The organism is Serratia sp. GW822-FHT06E05 (assembly GCF_058799445.1).
On sequence record NZ_JBXALM010000008.1, the window covers coordinates 201084 to 222566 of the forward strand.

20 protein-coding genes are annotated in these 21483 nt (G+C 56.0%); 14 read left to right on the forward strand and 6 right to left on the reverse strand.

The genetic code is table 11. From position 1 onward, the window contains the following. Window positions 1-92: 92 nt before the first annotated feature. Window positions 93-863 (reverse strand): basic amino acid ABC transporter substrate-binding protein, encoded by a 771-nt coding sequence (locus AC1RKC_RS18380; RefSeq protein ID WP_048762527.1) that lies wholly within the window; start codon window positions 861-863, stop codon window positions 93-95. Window positions 864-1268: 405 nt separating this feature from the next. Between AC1RKC_RS18380 and ftsB the strand changes: the two genes are divergently transcribed. The 8 genes from ftsB (at window position 1269) to rpoS (ending at window position 7812) form a co-directional block, all read left to right on the forward strand. After that, window positions 1269-1589: a cell division protein FtsB gene (ftsB, locus tag AC1RKC_RS18385; protein ID WP_020825266.1), complete on the forward strand. Its 321-nt coding sequence runs from the start codon at window positions 1269-1271 to the stop codon at window positions 1587-1589. A gap of 3 nt (window positions 1590-1592) precedes the next feature. Continuing rightward, complete coding sequence (gene ispD, locus AC1RKC_RS18390) at window positions 1593-2300, forward strand: 2-C-methyl-D-erythritol 4-phosphate cytidylyltransferase (RefSeq protein ID WP_046374487.1); 708 nt, start codon at window positions 1593-1595, stop codon at window positions 2298-2300. A 10-nt stretch (window positions 2301-2310) separates the two neighbouring features. Further along, complete coding sequence (gene ispF, locus AC1RKC_RS18395) at window positions 2311-2784, forward strand: 2-C-methyl-D-erythritol 2,4-cyclodiphosphate synthase (RefSeq protein ID WP_261139376.1); 474 nt, start codon at window positions 2311-2313, stop codon at window positions 2782-2784. A 4-nt stretch (window positions 2785-2788) separates the two neighbouring features. Then, window positions 2789-3835: a tRNA pseudouridine(13) synthase TruD gene (gene truD, locus AC1RKC_RS18400; RefSeq protein ID WP_261139375.1), complete on the forward strand. Its 1047-nt coding sequence runs from the start codon at window positions 2789-2791 to the stop codon at window positions 3833-3835. A gap of 225 nt (window positions 3836-4060) precedes the next feature. Then, window positions 4061-4822 carry a 5'/3'-nucleotidase SurE gene (surE, locus tag AC1RKC_RS18405; RefSeq protein WP_046374485.1) on the forward strand — a complete coding sequence of 254 codons (762 nt, stop codon included), beginning with the start codon at window positions 4061-4063 and terminating at the stop codon, window positions 4820-4822. Then, on the forward strand, window positions 4816-5442 hold the full coding sequence (locus AC1RKC_RS18410) for a protein-L-isoaspartate(D-aspartate) O-methyltransferase (protein ID WP_020825270.1): 627 nt from the start codon (window positions 4816-4818) through the stop codon (window positions 5440-5442). The genes surE and AC1RKC_RS18410 overlap by 7 nt, the downstream gene beginning before the upstream one ends. A 324-nt stretch (window positions 5443-5766) precedes the next feature. Further along, window positions 5767-6759 carry a murein hydrolase activator NlpD gene (nlpD, locus tag AC1RKC_RS18415; protein WP_262033189.1) on the forward strand — a complete coding sequence of 331 codons (993 nt, stop codon included), beginning with the start codon at window positions 5767-5769 and terminating at the stop codon, window positions 6757-6759. A gap of 54 nt (window positions 6760-6813) precedes the next feature. Beyond that, window positions 6814-7812, forward strand: a complete 999-nt coding sequence (gene rpoS / locus AC1RKC_RS18420; protein ID WP_044554227.1) for an RNA polymerase sigma factor RpoS — start codon at window positions 6814-6816, stop codon at window positions 7810-7812. An 82-nt stretch (window positions 7813-7894) separates the two neighbouring features. Here the strand turns inward: rpoS and mutS are convergent, their stop codons facing one another. The 4 genes from mutS to AC1RKC_RS18440 all read right to left on the reverse strand — a co-directional run bounded on the left by mutS (window position 7895) and on the right by AC1RKC_RS18440 (window position 13568). Then, the gene (gene mutS, locus AC1RKC_RS18425) at window positions 7895-10450 is read right to left on the reverse strand and encodes a DNA mismatch repair protein MutS (protein ID WP_020825273.1); all 2556 of its coding nucleotides are present in this window, start codon (window positions 10448-10450) and stop codon (window positions 7895-7897) included. A gap of 311 nt (window positions 10451-10761) precedes the next feature. Continuing rightward, a complete protein-coding gene (locus AC1RKC_RS18430; protein ID WP_046374483.1) occupies window positions 10762-11754 on the reverse strand; it encodes a Vgb family protein in 993 nt (330 codons plus the stop codon). Window positions 11755-11783: 29 nt separating this feature from the next. Beyond that, window positions 11784-12755, reverse strand: coding sequence for an aldo/keto reductase (locus tag AC1RKC_RS18435; protein WP_046374482.1), 972 nt, complete (start codon window positions 12753-12755; stop codon window positions 11784-11786). Window positions 12756-12767: 12 nt separating this feature from the next. Beyond that, the gene (locus tag AC1RKC_RS18440) at window positions 12768-13568 is read right to left on the reverse strand and encodes an SDR family NAD(P)-dependent oxidoreductase (protein ID WP_046374481.1); all 801 of its coding nucleotides are present in this window, start codon (window positions 13566-13568) and stop codon (window positions 12768-12770) included. Window positions 13569-13674: 106 nt separating this feature from the next. Between AC1RKC_RS18440 and AC1RKC_RS18445 the strand changes: the two genes are divergently transcribed. The 6 genes from AC1RKC_RS18445 to chbG all read left to right on the forward strand — a co-directional run bounded on the left by AC1RKC_RS18445 (window position 13675) and on the right by chbG (window position 19889). Continuing rightward, window positions 13675-14568: a LysR family transcriptional regulator gene (locus tag AC1RKC_RS18445; protein WP_046374480.1), complete on the forward strand. Its 894-nt coding sequence runs from the start codon at window positions 13675-13677 to the stop codon at window positions 14566-14568. Between the two features lie 418 nt (window positions 14569-14986). Then, on the forward strand, window positions 14987-15304 hold the full coding sequence (locus tag AC1RKC_RS18450) for a PTS sugar transporter subunit IIB (protein WP_129983331.1): 318 nt from the start codon (window positions 14987-14989) through the stop codon (window positions 15302-15304). A gap of 11 nt (window positions 15305-15315) precedes the next feature. Then, window positions 15316-16677, forward strand: coding sequence for a PTS N,N'-diacetylchitobiose transporter subunit IIC (gene chbC / locus AC1RKC_RS18455; protein WP_048762531.1), 1362 nt, complete (start codon window positions 15316-15318; stop codon window positions 16675-16677). A gap of 48 nt (window positions 16678-16725) precedes the next feature. Further along, entirely contained in the window at window positions 16726-18111 is a 1386-nt protein-coding gene (locus AC1RKC_RS18460; protein ID WP_261139374.1) for a glycoside hydrolase family 1 protein, read from the forward strand. A gap of 14 nt (window positions 18112-18125) precedes the next feature. Continuing rightward, entirely contained in the window at window positions 18126-18974 is an 849-nt protein-coding gene (chbR, locus tag AC1RKC_RS18465; RefSeq protein WP_046374478.1) for a transcriptional regulator ChbR, read from the forward strand. A 153-nt stretch (window positions 18975-19127) separates the two neighbouring features. Beyond that, window positions 19128-19889, forward strand: a complete 762-nt coding sequence (gene chbG, locus AC1RKC_RS18470; protein WP_128864982.1) for a chitin disaccharide deacetylase — start codon at window positions 19128-19130, stop codon at window positions 19887-19889. Window positions 19890-19917: 28 nt separating this feature from the next. Here chbG and AC1RKC_RS18475 read toward each other — a convergent pair whose 3' ends face one another. Continuing rightward, on the reverse strand, window positions 19918-21312 hold the full coding sequence (locus AC1RKC_RS18475) for an MFS transporter (RefSeq protein ID WP_046374476.1): 1395 nt from the start codon (window positions 21310-21312) through the stop codon (window positions 19918-19920). Window positions 21313-21483 lie beyond the last annotated feature (171 nt).

Consider the following 21483-nt stretch of genomic DNA (forward strand, 5'->3'; position numbering starts at 1 on the left):
GGGGCGTACTCCTGGATTATCTCCCAACGGAAATTCAAGGTCGGATCCTTCTTAAAAGTCTTTAGACTGCTGTGTTGACGAACGACGATCGATTATTCGGCGGGCAGCGTGGGGACGTTGCTGTCAAACCAGGTCTGGTAGATTTTGGCGTAGGTGCCGTCGGCGATGATTTTCTTCAGGCCAGCGTTGATTTTGCCGCGCAGTTCGTCATTGCCTTTGGCCACGGCGATACCGAAATACTGACGTTCGAATTTGGCATCGGACACCAGTTTGAACTCTTTTTCCGGATGGGTTTTGATATAGAACTTGGCCACGCCGACGTCGCCCACGGCCGCGCCGATACCGTCTTCATACAGCTCTTGCAGCATTAACGGGGTATTGTCGAAACGTTTGATGGCGGTGTTGTTTTTGCCTAACACGTCGGACACCACGATGTCGCCGGTGCTGGAGTTGACTACGCCGACCTTCAGCGCTTTCAAGGCGGCAATCGAGTCTACACCAGAGTCTTTGGGGACCACGATAGCCTGCTCTGCCGGGAAGTAAGGTGCAGAGAAATCAACCATTTGTTTGCGTTTATCGGTAATGGTGATGCCGGAAATAATGATGTCGCGATCGCCGGAGTTCAGCGTGGCGAAAATACCTTCCCACGGCGTATTCACCAGTTTGACCTGAAAGTTCTCGGCCTTGGCTACCGCCTTGATGATATCGATATCAAAGCCTTCCAGCTGTTTGCTGCTGTTTTCGAATTCGAACGGACGGTAGGTGCCGCCAGAGCCGACGACGTAGGTAGGTTCAGCCGCCAGGACGGAGGCCGACAGGGTGGCAGCCAGACAGGCGCCAATCACAACTAAAGATTTAAACATCGCTATCCCCGGTAATTAAAAATGATCCATTGGATTTATTTATGCACTATGAGTGCATAAAAATAATCTTTAATGAATAAAAACACAACTCCTACCTGATGATGAAATTTTTAATGGTGTTAAATATGCAGTTTGTGCTTGTCGCTGGCGAATGCTTTGGTGAAATCAGCGGATAGCCAGTTTTTCTTACTGCATAACCGTAAAAAACGTTGAAGGGGAAAATGTTGCGGCCCAGGGTGGTTTTTCTGTGATGAAAGTGGTTTTTTTTGCCGCTTTCGAAGTGAATTTAGGTTATAAACTCAGGAAATTCTCATCCTACTCTGAATTTGGCGGCGAAATGCCGTTCTCTGTGTGGAGTCCAACGAAAAGTTGTGGGATGATTGGTCGGTTTTTCAGGGGGCGGAGATGGGAAAACTTACGCTGCTATTGCTGGCATTGCTCGGTTGGTTACAGTATTCACTGTGGCTGGGCAAAAATGGTATTCACGATTACGTGCGGGTCAATGAGGATGTTGCGCTCCAACAGGGCAGCAATGCTAAATTGAAAGCGCGTAACGATCAGCTGTTCGCCGAAATCGACGATTTGAACGGCGGTCAGGAAGCGATCGAAGAGCGTGCGCGCAATGAGCTGAGCATGATTAAGCCCGGTGAGACTTTCTATCGTCTGGTTCCTGACCAATCCAGACGCAACGCGGCGTCCGCCTCGCAAAATAACTTACAAAAGTAACGCATGAATCACTCCGCAGGAACCTTTCCATCGGTGATCGCCGTCCTGCCCGCTGCCGGTATTGGCAGCCGCATGCAGGCTGATTGCCCAAAGCAATATCTAACCATCGGCCATCAAACCATTCTCGAACACGCGATCCACGCGCTGTTGCGCCATCCGCGTATTTCGCAGGTGATTGTGGCGATAGGCCCCGACGATCAGCAGTTCCACCAGTTGCCGATAGCGCAGGATCCCCGCGTGCAGGCTACCATTGGCGGGCAGCAACGCGCCGACTCGGTAATGGCCGGCTTGCAGCTGGCCGGCGAGGCAAAATGGGTGCTGGTGCACGACGCGGCGCGCCCCTGTCTGCATGCCGACGATCTCGACCGCCTGTTGGCGATTACCGAACATAGCGACGTGGGGGGGATTCTGGCGGCGCCGGTGCGTGACACCATGAAGCGCGCAGAGCCTGGCCACGGGGCCATTTCTCATACGGTAGAACGTCAGGACCTTTGGCATGCGTTAACGCCGCAGCTGTTCCCACTGGCATTGCTCAAGCAGTGCCTGCAGCGCGCGCTGGATGACGGGGCGACGGTGACCGACGAGGCGTCGGCCCTGGAGCACTGCGGCTATCATCCGCTGCTGGTCAATGGGCGTTCGGACAATATTAAGGTCACGCGGCCGGAAGATTTGGCGCTGGCGGCATTCTATTTAACTCAGTTAGACAATTAAGGAGCGCATCATGCGTATCGGCCACGGTTTTGACGTACACAAATTTGGCGGCGAAGGCCCGTTGGTGATCGGTGGCGTTCGTATTCCTTATGAAAAAGGTTTGCTGGCCCACTCCGATGGCGACGTAGCACTGCACGCCGCGACCGATGCCCTGCTGGGCGCGGCGGCGCTGGGGGATATCGGCAAGCTGTTCCCGGATACTGACCCGGCCTTCAAAGGTGCCGATAGCCGCGAGTTGCTGCGCGAAGCCTGGAAACGCATCCGCGCCAAGGGCTATCGTCTGGGCAACCTGGACATCACTATTATTGCCCAGGCCCCTAAGATGGCACCGCATATCCCGCAGATGCGCATTTTCCTGGCGGAAGACCTGCAATGCCATATGGACGACGTTAACATTAAGGCTACCACCACCGAACAACTCGGTTTCACCGGGCGTGGCGAGGGTATTGCCTGCGAAGCGGTTGCCTTGTTGATCAAGGAATAAGCGCATGGATATGGCTAACCTGACCTGGCTGCATGGCCAGCCGCAAAGCACCGGCGTGCTGAAGGCCAACCCGGAAGATTTCGTGGTGGTGGAAGATCTGGGCTTTGAGCCGGATGGCGAAGGCGAACACGTGCTGGTGAACATCCGCAAAAACGGTTGTAACACCCAGTTTGTCGCCGATTATCTGGCGCGCTTTGCCGGTATTCATGCCCGCTCCGTCAGCTACGCGGGCTTAAAAGATCGTCATGCGGTAACCGAACAGTGGTTCTGTTTGCATCTGCCAGGAAAAGAGACGCCGGACTTTACCCAGTTCTCACTGGAAGGCTGTGAAGTGCTGGCCAGCGCCCGCCACCTGCGCAAAATGCGAATTGGCACCTTGAAAGGCAATGCCTTTACTCTGGTGCTGCGTCATATCTCCGATCGTCAGGATGTAGAACAACGTCTGCAGGCGATTGAGGCCGGCGGCGTACCGAATTACTTCGGCAGTCAGCGCTTTGGGCGCGGCGGTAACAACCTGGTGATGGCGCGCCGTTGGGCGAATGACGAGATCTGGGTGAAAGAACGCAGCAAGCGTAGCTTTTATCTTTCTGCCAGCCGCAGCGCGCTGTTTAACCTGATCGCCAGCCGGCGATTGGCCAACCAGCAGCAACATACCGTGCTAGAAGGGGATGCCCTTCAGCTTAGCGGTCGTGGCAGTTGGTTTGTTGCCAAACCGGAAGAGCTGGATGCGTTGCAGCAACGCCTGGAAGCCGGTGAGCTGATGATCACCGCTCCTTTACCCGGTGATGGCGAACCGGGCACCGCCGGGGAAGCGTTGAGCTTTGAACAGCAGTGTCTGCTGGAACAGCCGGAGCTGATGTCGCTTTTAAAGCGCGAACGCGTAGATCCGGCCCGCCGAGCCTTGCTGTTACAGCCGAAAGATATGCAGTGGGACTGGTGGGACGATGCCACCGTCGAACTGCGTTTCTGGCTGCCGGCCGGCAGTTTCGCCACCAGCGTGGTGCGCGAAATTATGCGGCAGGACAGTAGCGATGCGGATATTAGCGAGTAATAATCAAGAAACCTGCGCAAGCAGGTTTTTTTTCGCCAGAAGAATGACTCGTGGCGGTTCAGCCTTGAGTTCCCTGCCTTTTCCCATGGTCACTGGACATGGCGGGGGCAGTAAACATAATATCTGCTGATTAAGCGCCTCCTTTTGGGCGGTCATACCGAGTAGTTAAATCCCAGGCTGCGTTGAGCGGTGCCTGGTTGAGAGATAAAAAGAAGACAACCTCTTATGCGGATATTGCTGAGTAATGACGACGGTGTTACCGCCCCAGGCATTCAGGTGCTGGCGGCAGCGCTGCGAGAGTTTGCTGAGGTGCAGGTTGTGGCACCCGATCGTAACCGCAGCGGTTCTTCCAATGCGCTGACGTTGGAATCCCCATTGCGCACCCTGACGATGCCCAATGGGGATATCGCCGTACAGCAAGGAACACCGACCGATTGCGTATACCTGGGAGTGAATGCCCTGATGCAACCTGCGCCGGATATCGTGGTTTCCGGTATCAATGCCGGCCCCAATCTGGGCGATGACGTGATCTACTCCGGCACCGTGGCTGCCGCCATGGAAGGGCGCCATTTGGGCTTGCCTGCGCTGGCCGTGTCGTTGAACGGCCATCAGCATTATGCTACCGCGGCGGCGATCACCTGCCGGGTGCTGCGGGCCCTGTTGCGTGAACCGTTACGCACCGGAAAAATTCTGAATATCAACGTGCCGGATTTGCCGTTGGACGAGATCAAAGGCATTCGCGTGACCCGCTGCGGCAGTCGCCATCCGGCCGACAAAGTGTTCTGCCAACAGGATCCACGTGGGCAAAACCTTTACTGGATTGGGCCTCCGGGTGATAAGTTTGATGTCGGGCCGGACACGGATTTCGCTGCGGTAGAACAGGGTTATGTCGCGATTACACCCTTGCAGGTGGATTTGACCGCTTATGCGGCCCAGGATGTAGTAAAAACGTGGTTAACCAAAGCAGGGGTTGGCGGGGAATGGTGAACAAGCGTATGCAAACATTGCTGACGCAACTGCGTCAACAAGGGATCCAGGACGAACGATTACTGCGGGCCATTGAGGCAGTGCCGCGTGAACGCTTTGTTGATGAAGCGCTTGAACACAAAGCTTATGAAAATACGGCGCTGCCTATCGGTTCAGGTCAAACGATCTCCCAGCCTTATATGGTGGCACGGATGACCGAACTCTTAAACCTGACGCCCACATCCAGGGTATTGGAGATCGGCACGGGTTCTGGTTATCAAACCGCCATACTGGCGCACCTGGTGCAGCATGTGTGCTCCGTTGAGCGTATCAAGGGATTGCAATGGCAGGCGAAACGTCGCCTGAAGCAACTCGACCTTCACAATGTTTCTACTCGTCACGGCGACGGTTGGCAGGGGTGGGCTTCGCGGGGGCCGTTCGATGCCATTATTGTCACCGCCGCACCGCCGGAGATCCCCCCGGCGTTGATGGAACAGCTAGACGACGGCGGTATTTTGGTTTTGCCGGTCGGTGAGCAGGCTCAGATCCTCAAGCGTATTCAGCGCCAGGGGAATGAATTTACTATCGATATCGTCGAAGCGGTGCGCTTTGTACCACTGGTGAAAGGCGAACTGGCCTAGCGATTGTCTGAATTTTCGACAGGATATGAAATCTGTTGCACTTTCATCACCTCCGGTTAAGGTTTTAGCGTTTCAATAAAACTAATTTTCAATACAATTGCCTTTCTGCGCAGTTGTCTTATGGTGCAGCAGCGCTAATGTGGTTAGCATGGCGCGCTGTTTTGAGGCTCCGGTATGAGGTTTTCTGACGTTCAGAAATCGGCCGCGGGCACCTTTCATTGTAGGAACGTAGAGAATGTTAAAAGCTCAGCTACGATGTAAAGGGTATTTTGGATATATCGCTGATATTGCTGTCATGGGGGAAGCATGAGCACGGGAAGCCCAATGATTACATTACGCCGGGTTGCGGTGTGTACGATGGTAAGTTTGTGGTTGGCGGGTTGTTCGAACAATGCGTCGACATCGGCCCCTATCAGTAGCGTGGACGGCGGTGGTGCCGGCGCCGCTGCATCCAGCAATGCTGGGGCGCAGATGGGCTCTGAGGGACACATTGTTTACAACCGCAGTTATACTTCGATCCCCAAAGGGAGCTACAGCGGTAATACCTATACGGTTAAGCGCGGAGACACGCTGTTTTACATCGCCTGGATCACCGGAAATGATTACCGTGACCTGGCTCAGCGTAACAATATTCCTGAACCCTACAGTCTGAATGTGGGTCAAAACATTCAGCTTGGTAATGGTTCGGCTACCGGAAATGGCGGCATGCTGGCGGCGACAGACGCAACCAGCGGCGGCGTACCTAAGCCACCATCGACCTCCCAGATACAAACTGCAACGGTTGATTCTCAATCAACTAACGCGTATTCTGATAATTCGGGTAAACAGAATGTAGGTAAGATGTTACCTGCAGCAGGCGCAGTGGCGGCAACTACCGCAACAGCCCCTGTTACCGCACCGGTCGTTGCTCCACCAGTGAGCAGCACCGTCAGCAACAGCGCTCCGGTAAGTACCTGGAGATGGCCGACTGACGGTAAGATTATTGATAACTTTTCCTCATCAGAAGGTGGGAATAAAGGTGTCGATATCGCCGGTTCCCGTGGGCAGCCTATCTTCGCTACCGCCGATGGTCGTGTAGTGTACGCAGGCAACGCTTTACGGGGTTACGGTAATCTAATCATCATCAAACACAATGATGATTACCTGAGCGCCTACGCTCACAACGACACAATGCTGGTCCGGGAACAACAAGAAGTGAAGGCGGGTCAAAAAATAGCCACCATGGGTAGCACCGGAACCAGTTCAGTACGTTTGCATTTTGAAATTCGTTACAAGGGGAAATCCGTAAACCCGCTGCGTTATCTTCCGCAGCGATAGATTGGGCAGAATACGCTGTTATTCTGCTCGCGGTATCACGGGTAGGAGCAGCATATGAGCCAAAATACGCTGAAAGTTAACGAGTTACATGATGATGCGGATTTCGACGAGAACGCAACGGAAGCGGAATCATTCGACGAAAAAGCACTGGTAGAAGAAGAGGCCAGTGAGAATGATCTAGCGGAAGAAGAGTTGTTGTCACAAGGCGTGACCCAACGCGTATTGGATGCGACGCAGCTCTATCTGGGCGAAATCGGTTATTCTCCGCTGCTTACCGCAGAGGAAGAAGTTTATTTTGCGCGGCGTGCACTGCGCGGTGACGTGCCGTCCCGCCGCCGAATGATTGAAAGCAACCTGCGGTTGGTGGTGAAAATCGCCCGCCGCTACAGCAACCGCGGCCTGGCGCTGCTGGATCTGATTGAAGAGGGTAACCTCGGGCTGATCCGCGCAGTGGAAAAGTTTGACCCAGAGCGCGGTTTCCGTTTCTCGACCTACGCTACCTGGTGGATCCGGCAGACGATTGAACGGGCGATCATGAACCAAACCCGTACCATTCGCTTGCCAATCCACATAGTTAAAGAACTGAATGTCTATTTGCGCACCGCGCGCGAGCTTTCTCATAAACTGGATCATGAACCGAGCGCTGAAGAGATTGCAGAGCAACTCGACAAGCCGGTGGATGACGTCAGCCGCATGCTGCGCCTGAACGAACGTATCACTTCTGTGGATACGCCGTTGGGTGGGGATTCGGAGAAAGCGTTGCTGGACATTCTGGCAGACGAGAAAGACAACGGACCGGAAGACACCACGCAAGACGATGACATGAAACAGAGCATCGTGAAATGGCTGTTCGAACTGAACGCCAAACAGCGTGAAGTGCTGGCGCGTCGCTTTGGCCTGTTGGGCTACGAAGCGGCGACGCTCGAAGATGTAGGCCGCGAAATTGGCCTGACTCGCGAGCGAGTACGTCAGATCCAGGTTGAAGGTTTGCGTCGCCTGCGTGAAATACTGCAGATGCAGGGCCTGAGTATCGAGGCACTGTTCCGCGAGTAACGTCGGCAGTTGAACCGCATCAAAATAAAAACGGTGAGCATCATGCTCACCGTTTTTTTATGCCAGTTACTTATACGTCGAGCTAGACCATATTCTTCAGGCGATAAATCCATTCCAGTGCCTGGCGCGGAGACAATGAATCCGGATCCAGAGCCTCAAGTGCTTCAACCGCCGGTGAGGTTTCCTCATTCAGCAGCGTCATCTGAGTGGCGTCAACGGTACCGCTGGCGGTATGGTTGGAGATAGCCTCCAGTTCACGCAACTTCTGACGCGCGCGTTTGATCACTTCACGCGGTACGCCGGCCAGCGCAGCAACCGCCAGCCCGTAACTTTTGCTGGCGGCACCGTCCTGCACGCTGTGCATAAAGGCGATGGTGTCACCGTGCTCAAGCGCATCCAAATGCACGTTAACCACGCCTTCCATTTTTTCCGGCAGGGTGGTCAGCTCAAAGTAATGAGTGGCGAACAAGGTCATGGCCTTGATGCGGCTGGCCAGATTTTCGGCGCAGGCCCAGGCCAGGGATAAACCATCATAGGTCGAGGTGCCGCGGCCAATCTCGTCCATCAGCACCAGACTATGTTCGGTGGCGTTATGCAGGATATTGGCCGTTTCGGTCATCTCAACCATAAAGGTGGAGCGGCCGGAAGCCAGATCGTCCGCTGCACCTACGCGGGTAAATATGCGATCGACCGGGCCAATGACTGCCTTGCTTGCCGGCACGTAGCTGCCGATATGGGCCATCAGTACGATCAGCGCCGTTTGGCGCATATAGGTACTTTTACCGCCCATGTTAGGGCCGGTAATGATCAACATTCGGCGTTGGGGCGACAGTGACAGCGGGTTGGAAATAAAGGGTTCGCTCAACACCTGCTCCACCACCGGGTGGCGACCTTCGGTGATGCGCACGCCAGGCTGCTCGCTCATGGTCGGGCAGGCGTAGTTCAGCGTTTCGGCGCGTTCTGCCAGGTTGGCCAGTACGTCCAGTTCTGCCAATGCCGCCGCGCTTTGTTGCAATTCACCCAGATGCGGCAACAGCAAATCGAACAGTTCTTCGTACAGACCTTTCTCGATGGCCAGCGCTTTCCCTTTAGAGGTCAGCACCTTGTCTTCGTACTCTTTCAGTTCGGGAATGATGTAGCGTTCGGCGTTTTTCAGCGTCTGACGGCGTACGTAATGGATCGGTACCAGGTGGCTTTGCCCGCGACTGACCTGAATGTAATAGCCATGAACACCATTGAAACCGACCTTCAGCGTATCCAGCCCCAGTTTTTCGCGCTCGCGGATCTCGAGACGGTCGAGATAGTCGCTGGCACCATCGGCCAAGGCTCGCCATTCGTCCAGCTCACTGTTGTAGCCGGGGGCGATAACGCCACCGTCGCGAACCAGCACCGGCGGGGCTTCCACCACGGCGCGTTCCAGCAAGTCCTGCAGTTCATCAAACTGACCCACCTGGGACAGCAGGTGCTGCACATGCGGAGTATTGACGCCTTTTAACAGCGCATGGATATCCGGTAGCTGCTGGAAGGCATGACGCATGCGTGCCAGATCGCGCGGACGTGCGCTGCGCAACGCCAGACGGGCGAGGATACGTTCCAGATCGCCGACCTGACGCAAAGAAGGTTGCAGTTCAGCATACAGATCCTGCAGTGCGCCTATGGCTTGCTGACGATCATTCAGTACCTTGATGTCACGAGTAGGCATATGCAGCCAGCGCTTAAGCATGCGGCTGCCCATGGCCGTGACGCTGTGATCGAGGATCGCCGCGAGGGTGTTTTCAGTGCCGCCGGACAGGCTCTGGGTCAGCTCGAGATTACGCCGGGTAGCGGCGTCCATGATGATGCCGTCCTGTTGACGCTCCATGGTGATGCCACGGATATGCGGCAATGAGGTGCGCTGGGTATCTTTTACGTATTGCAGCAGGCAGCCGGCGGCACGCAGTGCCTGATGGGCCTGTTCAACGCCGAAGCCGGTAAGATCGCGGGTGCCGAACTGCAGGTTAAGCTGCTGACGGGCGGTCTCCGGTTCGAATTCCCACAGCGGGCGACGACGCAGACCATGGCGCTGTTCAATCAGCGACATCTGTTCAAAGGTTTCGGGATAAAGCAGCTCGGCGGGGTTGGTGCGTTGCAGCTCGGCCGCCATGGTCTCAATATCTGCTGGTTCGGCAACGCGGAAACGGCCGGAGCTGATATCCAGCGTCGCGTAACCAAAGCCACGTGCGTCTTGCCAGATGGCGGCCAGCAGGTTGTCCTGACGCTCCTGTAACAAGGCTTCGTCGGTGATGGTGCCAGGCGTGACGATACGCACTACTTTGCGCTCAACCGGACCTTTACTGGTGGCTGGATCGCCGATTTGTTCGCACAGGGCAACGGATTCACCTAGCTGCACCAGTTTGGCTAAATAGTTTTCCACCGCATGATGGGGAACGCCGGCCATGGGAATAGGCTCCCCTGCTGAGGCACCGCGTTTGGTCAGCGAGATATCCAGCAGTTGGGACGCGCGCTTGGCATCATCATAGAACAGCTCGTAAAAGTCGCCCATGCGGTAGAACAGCAGGATCTCGGGATGCTGAGCCTTGAGGCGCAGGTACTGCTGCATCATTGGCGTGTGTGAATCGAGCTTGTCGGTGCTATTCATAAGATTATTTTTCCAATCCATTGAATGTAAAGTGAACTGTGATTTTCATTGTCGTCATTCGCTATCACATTGTTTCATCAGACGCCGCCCCATTCAGCGCTTGCCGGGCGGCGCAAATCAAATCATCAAAACGCCAGACGGCGCGCTCAAACCTGAGGTTTGCACAGACGCTTATACTAGCCCAGCGGGCAATCGGCTGTCACAGGTAAAAATGGGAAGCGCTGCGCAAGGCCGGTTTGTAACGCAGCGAGATTGTTGTTCGCCTGCGGGCAACAACGCAAGTGTCGCCGCCCGCAGTGGTGGTGGAAAGGTTATTGCGCAGCGGTGAGAGGTAAAGGCAGTTGATAGAGGCGGAAGCTGTCAGGCACTTCGGTTTCATGGCCGGGCAGCAGACGGTGGCGGATGCGCGATTCGCTGACGAAGGCGCAGCCTTGTGGCGTGATAGCCAGGTTGACCGGCGACTCCATGCCTTCGCGCAAGATTTCAATGCGGTGCATGCCTGCCGCCTTGGGTGACGGGATCCGCAGGATCCGCCCTTGGCCGCTCTGGATCCCGTTTTCCAGCACGATCAGCGCGCCGTCCGGTGCCAACCCCATCCCGTCCGGGTTTTCGATGAGGCGCGGCAGCTGTATTTCCGTCAGCTGCGGCTTTGGATCGTTATAGCTGAGGGTGTAGAGCTTACCGGTGCCGAAATTGGCGACTGCCATCAGCTGATGGTCGAGCAGCACGATCCCGGCGGCCCCCAACCCGCTGGGAGCCGCTAATTGCGGATCCTGATACAGCGTACTGAAGGCCGCTTCGCCCGGCCGCAGGCGCAGGATGCCGCCGCCGCGGGTTTCCGTCACGTACACCGTACCGTCTGCGCCGAGCACGATATCGTTGCCCATTTCTCCCGCCGGCAGCGCCAGGCTGCGGTTGAGGGTGCCATCCGCGACATTCAGCGCATAGATGCGGTTGGCGCGTGTTTTGCCGCCGGAGAGAAAGTCTGGCGAATTGCCCCACAGCAGCCCGCGCCGTTCGTCCAGCCGCAGCGCATTTGAGGCGAACACCGTGTCAGCGCCGGGGAAGAAGGTTTCCCACGCCTGACCCGGCCGTTTGCGCAGCACGTTGCCGCTGGTGATCAGCCCGACATACAGTGTACCGTCCGCTGCGCGGGCGATGCCGTTAGGGTAAAGCGCGCCGGGCGGCAGCGTTATGCTGCTTTCTGTGCAATCTGCGCTGACGGCGGCCTGCGCCGGCGTGCTAAGGGTGAATGCGGCAGCGAGGGTGAACAACGCCGCTCGAGCGGTAACAGCGTATGACATGTTTCTCTCCGGGAATGGGGGAAAAGGGGCTACCAGCGTTCGGGGCGGGCAGCGTGTGCCATTGGCGCCTCCAGCGCGGCCACGTCTTCCGGCGATAGCCTGAGGTCGAGCGCCGCCAGCGCATCCTGCAAATGGTGTGGCTTGGACATGCCCACCAGCGGCGACGCCACGCCGGGTTTGGCCAACAGCCAGGCCAGCGAGATCTGAGCCGGTGGAACGCCGCGCGCGGCGGCCACCTCCGCTACCGTAGCGATGGTGCATTCCACCTCGTTTCTGCCGCCGTACCAACGGGGCGCCTGTTCGTCGGTGGCGGCGCGCAGCGTGCCGCCACTGCCGGAGCCGGCCAGCACGCCGCGGGCCAGCGGCGACCAGGGCGTCAGGCCAAGACCTTCCTCCAGGCACAACGGGATCAATTCTTCTTCGTCTTCACGCGTCACCAGGTTGTATTGGCTTTGCAACGAAATAAACGGCGCCAGGCGGTGCTGACGTTGAAAGGCCAGCATTTTCATCAGGCGCCAGGCGTGCAGTGAAGACGCGCCGAGATAGCGGATCTTGCCCGCCCGCACCAGGCCGTCGAGGGTGTCGGCAGTTTCTTCGATCGGCGTTTCGGTGTCGAAGCGGTGCAGCACGAACAGATCGAGGTAATCCGTTCCCAGCCGCTGCAAGGAGGCGTCGACGCTGTGCAGCAAATGCTTGCGCGACAGCCCGCAGCTGTTCGGCTGTGCGTCCATCGGAAAGTAAGCTTTGGTGGCGATCACCACGTCTTCACGACGGGCGAACGCCTTCAGCGCACGGCCGAGAATGCGCTCGCTTTCTCCGCCGGAGTAAATGTTGGCGGTATCGAAAAAATTGATGCCGGCCTCCAGCGCCTCGCGGATAAATGGGAACGCTTCGTCTTCCTTCAACACCCAGGGCCGCCAGGCCGGATCGCCGTAAGTCATGCAGCCCAGACAAAGGCGGGACACCTTCAGGCCGCTGTCGCCAAGCCGAACGTAGTTCATGGCGTCGTCTCCTCAGCGCATGCCGGCGATGGTGTAACCGCCGTCCACCAGCAGGCTTTGGCCGGTGATGAAGCGGGCTTCGTCCGTCGCCAGCCACAGCGCCACATCGCCGATGTCTTCCGATTCGCCCAAACGGCCGGCGGGCGTGTGGGCGATAAAGGGCGCGAACGCCACGCTGTCGGCCACGCTGCCGCGCGCCATCGGCGTGTCGATGATGCCGGGGTTGATGTTGTTGACGCGGATGCCTTGGCCGCTGTATTCGAGCGCTACCGCGCGGATCATCGCATCGAGCGCGCCTTTGCTGGCGGAATAGCTGGATGAGCCGGCGAGCGCGCCGTGGGTCAGCCAGGAGGAGGTGTTCACGATCACGCCGCCTGAATGCTGCTCCAGGAAGGTTTCAATTTCGTATTTCATCGCCAGCCAGACGCCACGGAGGTTAATGGCGATCACGCGGTCAAAATCCTCGCTGCTCTGTTCGGTGATGGGGGCGAAGTTGCCGATGATGCCGGCGTTGTTGAAGGCGACGTCGAGCCGGCCGTAGTGGGCGGTCACCGTGGCGAGCAGCCTGCGGATGTCGTTTTCCTGGGAGACGTCGGCCACGATGGGCAGGGCGTCGCCGCCGGTGAGCGCGATGTCGCGCGCCGTGGCTTCGATTTCCGCCGCACGCCGGCCGGCCAGCGCCACTTTTGCGCCTTCGCGGGCATAGGCCAGCGCGGCTGCGCGGCCGATACCGGTACCGCCGCCGCTTACCAGCACGACCTTGTCAGCCAGACGGCGCGGCGTTTCATGAGTTGGGGCTTTAACATTAATCATCGCATCAATACCTGGTAATGGGTTCGAACGCAATGCTATATTGTTAGATTAAGGATAACTATCCGTTAAAAATTAATCTAACTATTAGATAATTTATATTAATAGCATGAAGAAACCCGAATTGTCCGGCCTGGCAGCCTTCGTGGCTATCGCCAGTGAACGCAGCTTCCGTCGCGCCGCCGCCCGATTGGGCGTGACGCCGCCGACGCTGACCCACACCCTGCGCGAACTGGAATCGCAGGTGGGCATTCGCCTGCTGAACCGCACCACCCGCAACGTCTCGCCGACGGAGGCCGGTGAGCATCTGTTGGCACAGCTGGTGCCGGCCTTTACCGACATTGACGCCGCGCTGGAGAGCCTGAATGCGTTTCGCGAAGGGCCACGCGGCCTGGTGCGCATCAACGCGCCGCGTTCGGCGATCGATCTCGCCATCGTGCCGCATCTGGGGCAGTTGGCCAGCGAGTACCCCGGCATTACGCTGGAGGTGGTGGCGGATGAAGGGTTTGCCAACATCGTCGAGCAAGGCTTTGACGCCGGTATTCGGCTCGGCGAGGATCTTCACAACGATATGCGTGCGGTGCGCCTGACGCCGGATCTGCGTTTTGCCATCGTCGCCACGCCGGACTATTTTCAACGGCACGGCGAACCGATGCATCCACATGATTTGCTGCAGCACCGCTGCATCGGTTGGCGCAAGGCCTCTTCGGGCGAGCGTTACAAATGGGCATTTCAGCAGGGCGAGCAGCGATTTTCCGTGGCTGTCAACAGCCCGCTTATCGTGGATGACGCCAGGCTGTTGCTGCAGGCGGCGTTGGCGCACGTCGGCATCGCTTTCGCCATCGAACAGGAGGTGGAAGAACACCTCACGAGCGGACGGCTGCGGCGGGTGTTGGCCGACTGGTGCGCGCCGTTTCCCGGTTTTTACCTCTATTATCCCAACCGCAGGAATCATTCCGTGGCGCTGACCACGGTGATCGAGTTGTTGCGTCTGCCCACCTAGTCTTCTTTACCGGCCATCGCGTTCGGTTGGCAAGTAAGAAAATCAAGCTTGAACTACTTTATTCCCCCTTCGTTTGTTCGGGCGCAAATAATCTCTTAAATTACCAGTGAGTTTATAACTGGCTGTTTATAATTGTTATTTTATAGTTTATCGCGAATATTCCGATTTTTTATAGGTTGTTTGTGAGCCCGGTCACACTAATTTTTTATGCAAAATGTGAAGAGGGTCAATCGGGAAGGTCAAGGAGAGACGGTTCTTTATGCCGATGGCTTACCGGTCAGCTCCGATGCCTCCGTATACTGTTCGCAACCAGGGCAGAGCAACGGAAATTTTCATAAGGAATGTGCGCGAGGCAATCGCTATTGCATCTGGCAAACAAATGACACGGGGCTTTTTTGATTATCTTGAGGGATTGGGTATGGAAAAGAAAAAAATCTATCTGTTTTGTTCTGCCGGTATGTCGACTTCTCTGCTGGTTTCAAAAATGAAGGCGCAGGCCGAGAAGTACGAAGTGCCAGTGATCATTGCCGCTTATCCCGAAGCGCTGGCTGCGGAAAAGGGCGCAGAGGCAGATCTGATCCTGCTGGGGCCGCAGATTGCCTATACGTTAGCCGAAGTACAAAAACAGCTGCCCAATAAGCCCGTCGAAGTGATCGATTCCACTTTATACGGCAAGCTTGATGGCCTTGGGGTGTTGAAGGCCGCGGTCGCCACCATAAAAAAAGCTAACCAATAAAGGGGTCTGCCGTGAATACGTTAATTGCCTCGTTGGAAAAGGTCATACTGCCCTTTGCCGTGAAAATTGGTAAACAGCCCCATGTTAATGCCATCAAAAACGGGTTCATTCGATTAATGCCGCTGACGTTGACCGGGGCGATGTTCGTTCTGATCAACAACGTATTCCTCAGTTTCGGCGAAGGCTCGTTCTTCTTTTCATTGGGGGTACGGCTGGATGCGTCCACCATTGAAACGCTAAACAGCCTGAAGACCATCGGTGGCAGCGTTTATAACGGCACCCTGGGGATTATGTCCCTGATGACGCCCTTCTTTATCAGTATGGCTTTAGCGGAGGAGCGTAAGGTTGACCCGCTAGCGGCCGCGCTACTGGCGGTTGCCGCCTTTATGACGGTGACGCCGTTCAGCGTCGGTGAGGCTTATGCCGTCGGTGCTAACTGGCTTGGCGGCGCCAACATCATTTCCGGCATGGTGATCGGCCTGGTGGTGGCGGAGATGTTTACCTTTGTGGTGCGCCGCAACTGGGTCATCAGCCTGCCCGACAGCGTACCTTCTTCCGTGTCTCGCTCGTTCTCCGCACTGATCCCCGGATTCCTGATCCTGTCGATCATGGGCGTGATTGCCTATTGCCTGACGCTGTGGGGAACCAACTTCCACCAAATCATCATGGACACCATCTCGGCTCCGCTGGCGAAAATGGGCAGCGTTGTCGGCTGGGTGTATGTGATGTTCTCCTCGCTGCTGTGGTTCTTCGGGGTGCATGGCTCGATGGCGCTGGCCGCGCTGGACAGCGGCATCATGACGCCATTCGCGCTGGAAAACGTAGAGCTTTACAACAAGTATGGTTCGGTCGAAGCCGCCGTTGCCGCCGGCAAAGAGTTCCATATGTGGGCGAAACCTTTCGTCGACTCTTATATCTATCTGGGCGGCACCGGCTCTACGCTGGGGCTGATTATCGCCATCTTTATCGCCTCGCGCCGTGAAGACTATCGCCAGGTCGCCAAGCTGGCTACCCCGTCGGGCATCTTCCAGATTAACGAACCTATCCTGTTCGGCCTGCCGGTGATCATGAACCCGGTGATGTTTATCCCGTTCATTCTGGTTCAACCGGTATTGACGATCATCACCACGGTGGCCTATTACACCGGAATGATCCCGCCTATCACCAACATTGCCCCCTGGACCATGCCGGTAGGTCTGGGGGCGTTCTTCAATACTAACGGCAGTATCGTCGCCATGTTGCTGAGCTTCTTCAACCTGGGCGTGGCGACCTTGATTTACCTGCCGTTTGTGATGATATCCAACAAGGCGCAGAGCCAGATCGATCAGGCTACCGAAAGCGAAGAAGACATCGCCAAGGCGCTGAAATTCTAACTGTCAGTCTGGGGCAGCACTTGCTGCCCCGGTTTTAGGGGCGTTTGGATGAAATATCAATTTGCTGACGATTTCTGGTGGGGAAGCGCGACCTCTGCGCCGCAGTCGGAAGGGGCCTCTGCACGGGATGGCAAAAGTCAGAACATCTTCGATTACTGGTATGACATTGCGCCAGAACGCTTTCATCATCAGGTCGGTCCGTCCGAGGCATCCACCTTTTATGACCATTTCCAGCAAGACATCCTGCTGTTAAAAAAGCTTGGGCATAACACCTTCAGAACCTCTATTTCCTGGTCACGACTGATCCCGGACGGGGAGGGCGAGGTGAACCCGAAAGCCGTCGCTTTTTATAACGCGCTTATCGATGGCCTGCTGGCTGAGGGCATTACGCCATTTATCAACCTTTACCATTTCGACATGCCGATGTGCATGCAGCGAAAAGGCGGCTGGGAAAGCCGGGCGGTGGTGGAAGCCTATGCCCGCTACGCCAAAACCTGTTTCAGCCTGTTCGGCGATCGGGTCACTCATTGGTTTACTTTTAACGAGCCGATTGTGCCGGTCGAAGCGGGCTATCTGAACGACCTGCACTATCCTTGCGTGGTTGATTTTAAAAGGGCAGTCGCGGTGGCTTACCACAGCGTGCTGGCCCATGCCAAAGCGGTGAAGGAGTTCAGGGCGTTGGGCCACCAAGGCGCGATAGGCATTATTTTGAACCTGAGCCCGACCTATCCGCGTTCGAACAGCCAGGAAGATGGCGTGGCCGCCCATCATGCGGATCTGTTGCTGAACAAAAGCTTCCTTGATCCTGTGACCAAAGGGCGTTATCCGCAAGATTTGGTTGATTTACTGCGCGCCAATGATTTGTTGCCACAAACGGCACCGGAGGACGCACAGCTGATTGCCGACGGCGTGGTGGATATTCTGGGCGTCAATTACTATCAACCGCGCAGGGTTAAAGCGAAAGAAGACTACCGGGCCGACGCATCCGTGACGATGCCGGAAGATCTGTTCAGCTATTACGACATGCCTGGCCGCAAGATCAATCCGCATCGGGGCTGGGAGATCTATGAAAAAGGGCTGTATGACATCCTGATGGATCTGAAGGAAAACTACGGCAACATTCCCTGCTATATTTCAGAAAATGGCATGGGCGTAGAGGGTGAAGAGGCCTTTATCGGCCCTACTGGACGGGTGGAGGATGATTATCGAATCGACTTTATCCGCGATCATCTGAAATGGCTGCATCAGGCGCTGTCGGAGGGTTCCAACTGCAAAGGCTATCATTTGTGGACCTTTATCGACTGCTGGTCCTGGCTTAATGCCTACAAGAATCGCTACGGGTTAGTTCGGCTCGAGCGGGAGAGCCAACAGCGCACGTTGAAGAAGAGTGGCTATTGGTTTGCCGAGACGGCCCGGCAGAACGGCTTTGATTAACGGGAGCGCATGCGATGTCTGAGAACCTGGTTTCGCTGAATGCGAACGACGTTAAGCTGATTCGGGAGCAGGATTTCTTTAACTGCAAAGATTTCCATTTGTTCATTTATAACAAGGTGGAAAGCGCCACTGGGCTGCATCAGCATGACTACTATGAATTCACCATCGTCCTGAGCGGCAAATGTTATCAGGAGATCAACGGCAAGCGCGTGCTGCTGGAACGGGGCGATTTTGTCTTCATCCCCATTGGTTCGCGCCATCAGAGCTTTTATGAGTTCGGTGCCGCGAAAATCTTCAACGTGGCGGTTGGCAAGGTGTTCTTCGAAGAGAACTATTTGCAGCAGTTGCCACGCTGTTTTGTCGCCTCCCAGGCCTACAGCCTGAAGAATGAATTCCTGGCTTATATCGAGTCGGTGGTGGGTTCCCCGCAGTTTCGCGAGGATGATTTTGCCGAATTCCTGGAAACGCTGACCTTTTATATCATCAGCCGCATTCGTCACTATAAGGAAGAGAGCGGCGAGGGGGACGATATCCCGCAGTGGCTGAAAAACACCCTGGCCGGCATGCATGATAAAGCCATGTTTGGTGAAAAGGCACTGCTCAATATGGTGGAGTTGTCGGGAAAAACGCAGGAGTACCTGACCCGGGCGATGCGGCGGTATTACCATAAAACACCGATGCAGGTGATCAATGAAATCCGCATCAACTTTGCCAAAACGCAGCTTGAAGTCACCAACTATTCGGTTTCGGATATTGCCTTCGACTCTGGCTATGGCGACGTGAGCCTGTTTATTAAAAACTTTAAGAGACTCACCGAAGTGACGCCGGGTAATTACCGAAAAAAGTTCTACGGCCCTGTTTAGGGCCGCTCCCGATAAGCATTAACGCCGATATTCCGAATGCCTTTCAGGCCGCCAATAGCCTGATGAAATAAATTTCTTTGCGTAAGCGAAGGGGAATTGCCGTACCTGACGGACGGTATTCCCTTGCCAAAAATTTGTTAAATGGATGCCAAAATGGAAAAGTTACTGATAGTGAATGCCGACGATTTTGGTCTGAGCAAGGGACAGAACTATGGGGTGATTGAGGCGTTTCACTATGGGGTGGTCACTTCAACCACGGCAATGGTGAATAGCCCGGACGTACAGCATGCCGCCAGCCTCAGCCGGCTTTATCCTGGGCTGAAGATCGGCCTGCATTTTGTGCTGACTCACGGGCATCCATTGACGGCCATGCCTTCGCTGGTTAACGAACGCGGAGAGCTGGGCAAGTGGTTATGGGAAAGGGCAGAGTCTGGGCTGCTGAGTATGGACGAAATCCACGATGAGTTGGTGAGCCAATACGACAGGTTCATGGCGGTGTTTGGCAAAGCGCCGACGCATATCGACAGCCATCATCACGTGCATATGCTGCCGCAGATTTACCCGCTGGTCGAGGCATTTGCTCAGTCCCGTGCCATCCCGCTGCGTATTGGGCGTCAGGAGGTTGAACGGCAAGATATCCCATTGCGTTATGACCGCAGTACCGAGTGGTTTGATGCGGGTTTCTATGGCGAATCGATATCCGAAACGCTGTTTTTACAGGTGCTCGATCGTGCCGATCAACGTGGTGCCAAGTCGGTGGAGATGATGTGCCACCCGGCGTTCCTGGATAACACTATTTTGGCGAGTAAATATTGCTACCCGCGGCTTGCCGAAGTGGACGTTCTGACTTCGCCAGGCATGAAAAACGCCATCGCGGAACGCGGTTACCGTCTGGGATCTTTCCTCGATCTGTGACCAGCCCATCGGATACAGCGATGGCCGCTTAAAGCATGGAGTGGGCCTTTTTCAATCCGGTATCTTCATCAGGATCGGCTCCCTGCGGAACAGGGGGCTCCGCTTCTTCCTCGCCCGACGCTTCGCTGGCCTGCGGCTCTATCGGATCGGGGGCCGCCTCCGGTGGCGGCATGGTGTCGTGGATAATCTGTTCATCAAAGGTTGGGTTCAGCGCCGGAGAGAGCGGCGAACTGGTCAGGCTGTCCGGCAGGGGAATGTGCGGTAATGGCGCATCCTGCACAAACTGCGATTCGTCTTGTTTTACCGTCCGGCTGAAGGCCACCAGCAGCACACCACACAGTGCAAAGAAGGCATACAGCGTATTCCCACCCAGCGGCTCTATCAGCGCGCCGACCGCCAGGGGACCGACACTGGCGCCCACGCCGAAGGCCATCAGCAAACAGGCGGCTAACGAGACGCGCCGCTCCGGCTCTATCAAATCGTTTGCCAGGGCAACCACCAAGGGATACAGCGTGAACTGCAGCATGCTGACGATAAAGCCCACCACTAATAACACTGGGAAATCAATGTGCGGCACCAATGCCAGCGGCAGCGCGGCTACGATCAATAAAATGGCGTTGATGCGCATCAACAGCGTACGGTTATAGCGATCCGACAGCCAGCTAAGCGGGAATTGCGCCACCAGCCCGGCGAAGATCGATATCGCCATAAACAAGCCGGTCTGCTGGGTGGTCAGTGCCTGCATGCTGGCATAGACCGGGGCCAGCCCGTAGAAAGATCCCACTACCATGCCGATGACCAGCGTGGTCGCCAGCACCTTGGGGATGGCGCCGATAAAATAGCGTAGCTCCATCGGTGCCGGTGACATATGGCGTGCATTGGTGCGGGTAGTCAGGGCGATAGGCACCAGACAGAGCGCAAAACATAGGGCGATCACCAGCAAAGTGGTAATACCGAGGTTGGCCTGCAGCATCAGCACCACCTGGCCTAACGACATGCCTAAATAGGTAGCTGCCATATAGAAGCCGAACACCATCCCGCGCTGATTGGATTCCGACTGATCGTTAAGCCAGCTTTCCAGCACCATGAACTGACACATCATGCACAGGCCGATAATCAGCCGCAGCACCACCCACACGGGGATGTATTCCGTCAGGCCATGTCCCAGCACCGCTGCGGTAATAATGCCGGCGCAGGAAACGTAAGCGCGGATATGGCCGACGCGAGCAATCAGAAAATGGCCGACCTTGCCGCCGATCACCAAACCGATGTAGTTGGCGGCAATAATCGCGCCGATCAACGCACCGGTCACGTGAATAGACGTTAAACGCAGGGAGATGTAGGTGGTGAGTAACCCTGAACCCAGCAGCATCAGCAGGGTGGTGGTATACAACGGAAAGAAGACGCCTAACGTTTTTTTCACTCTATCATCCTAATCTTTTATCCTGGTTTGCCATGGGCTGGCCATGCCGGCGGCAAAAACAACCCTGTGAGATCCCTCGTGAGAAAACGCCGCTCATTAACCCGAACGTTACATTCGATACTAGCAGTTTGGGTTAAGGCTTAACACCGCATCGCCTGCGAAGCGTCGCGC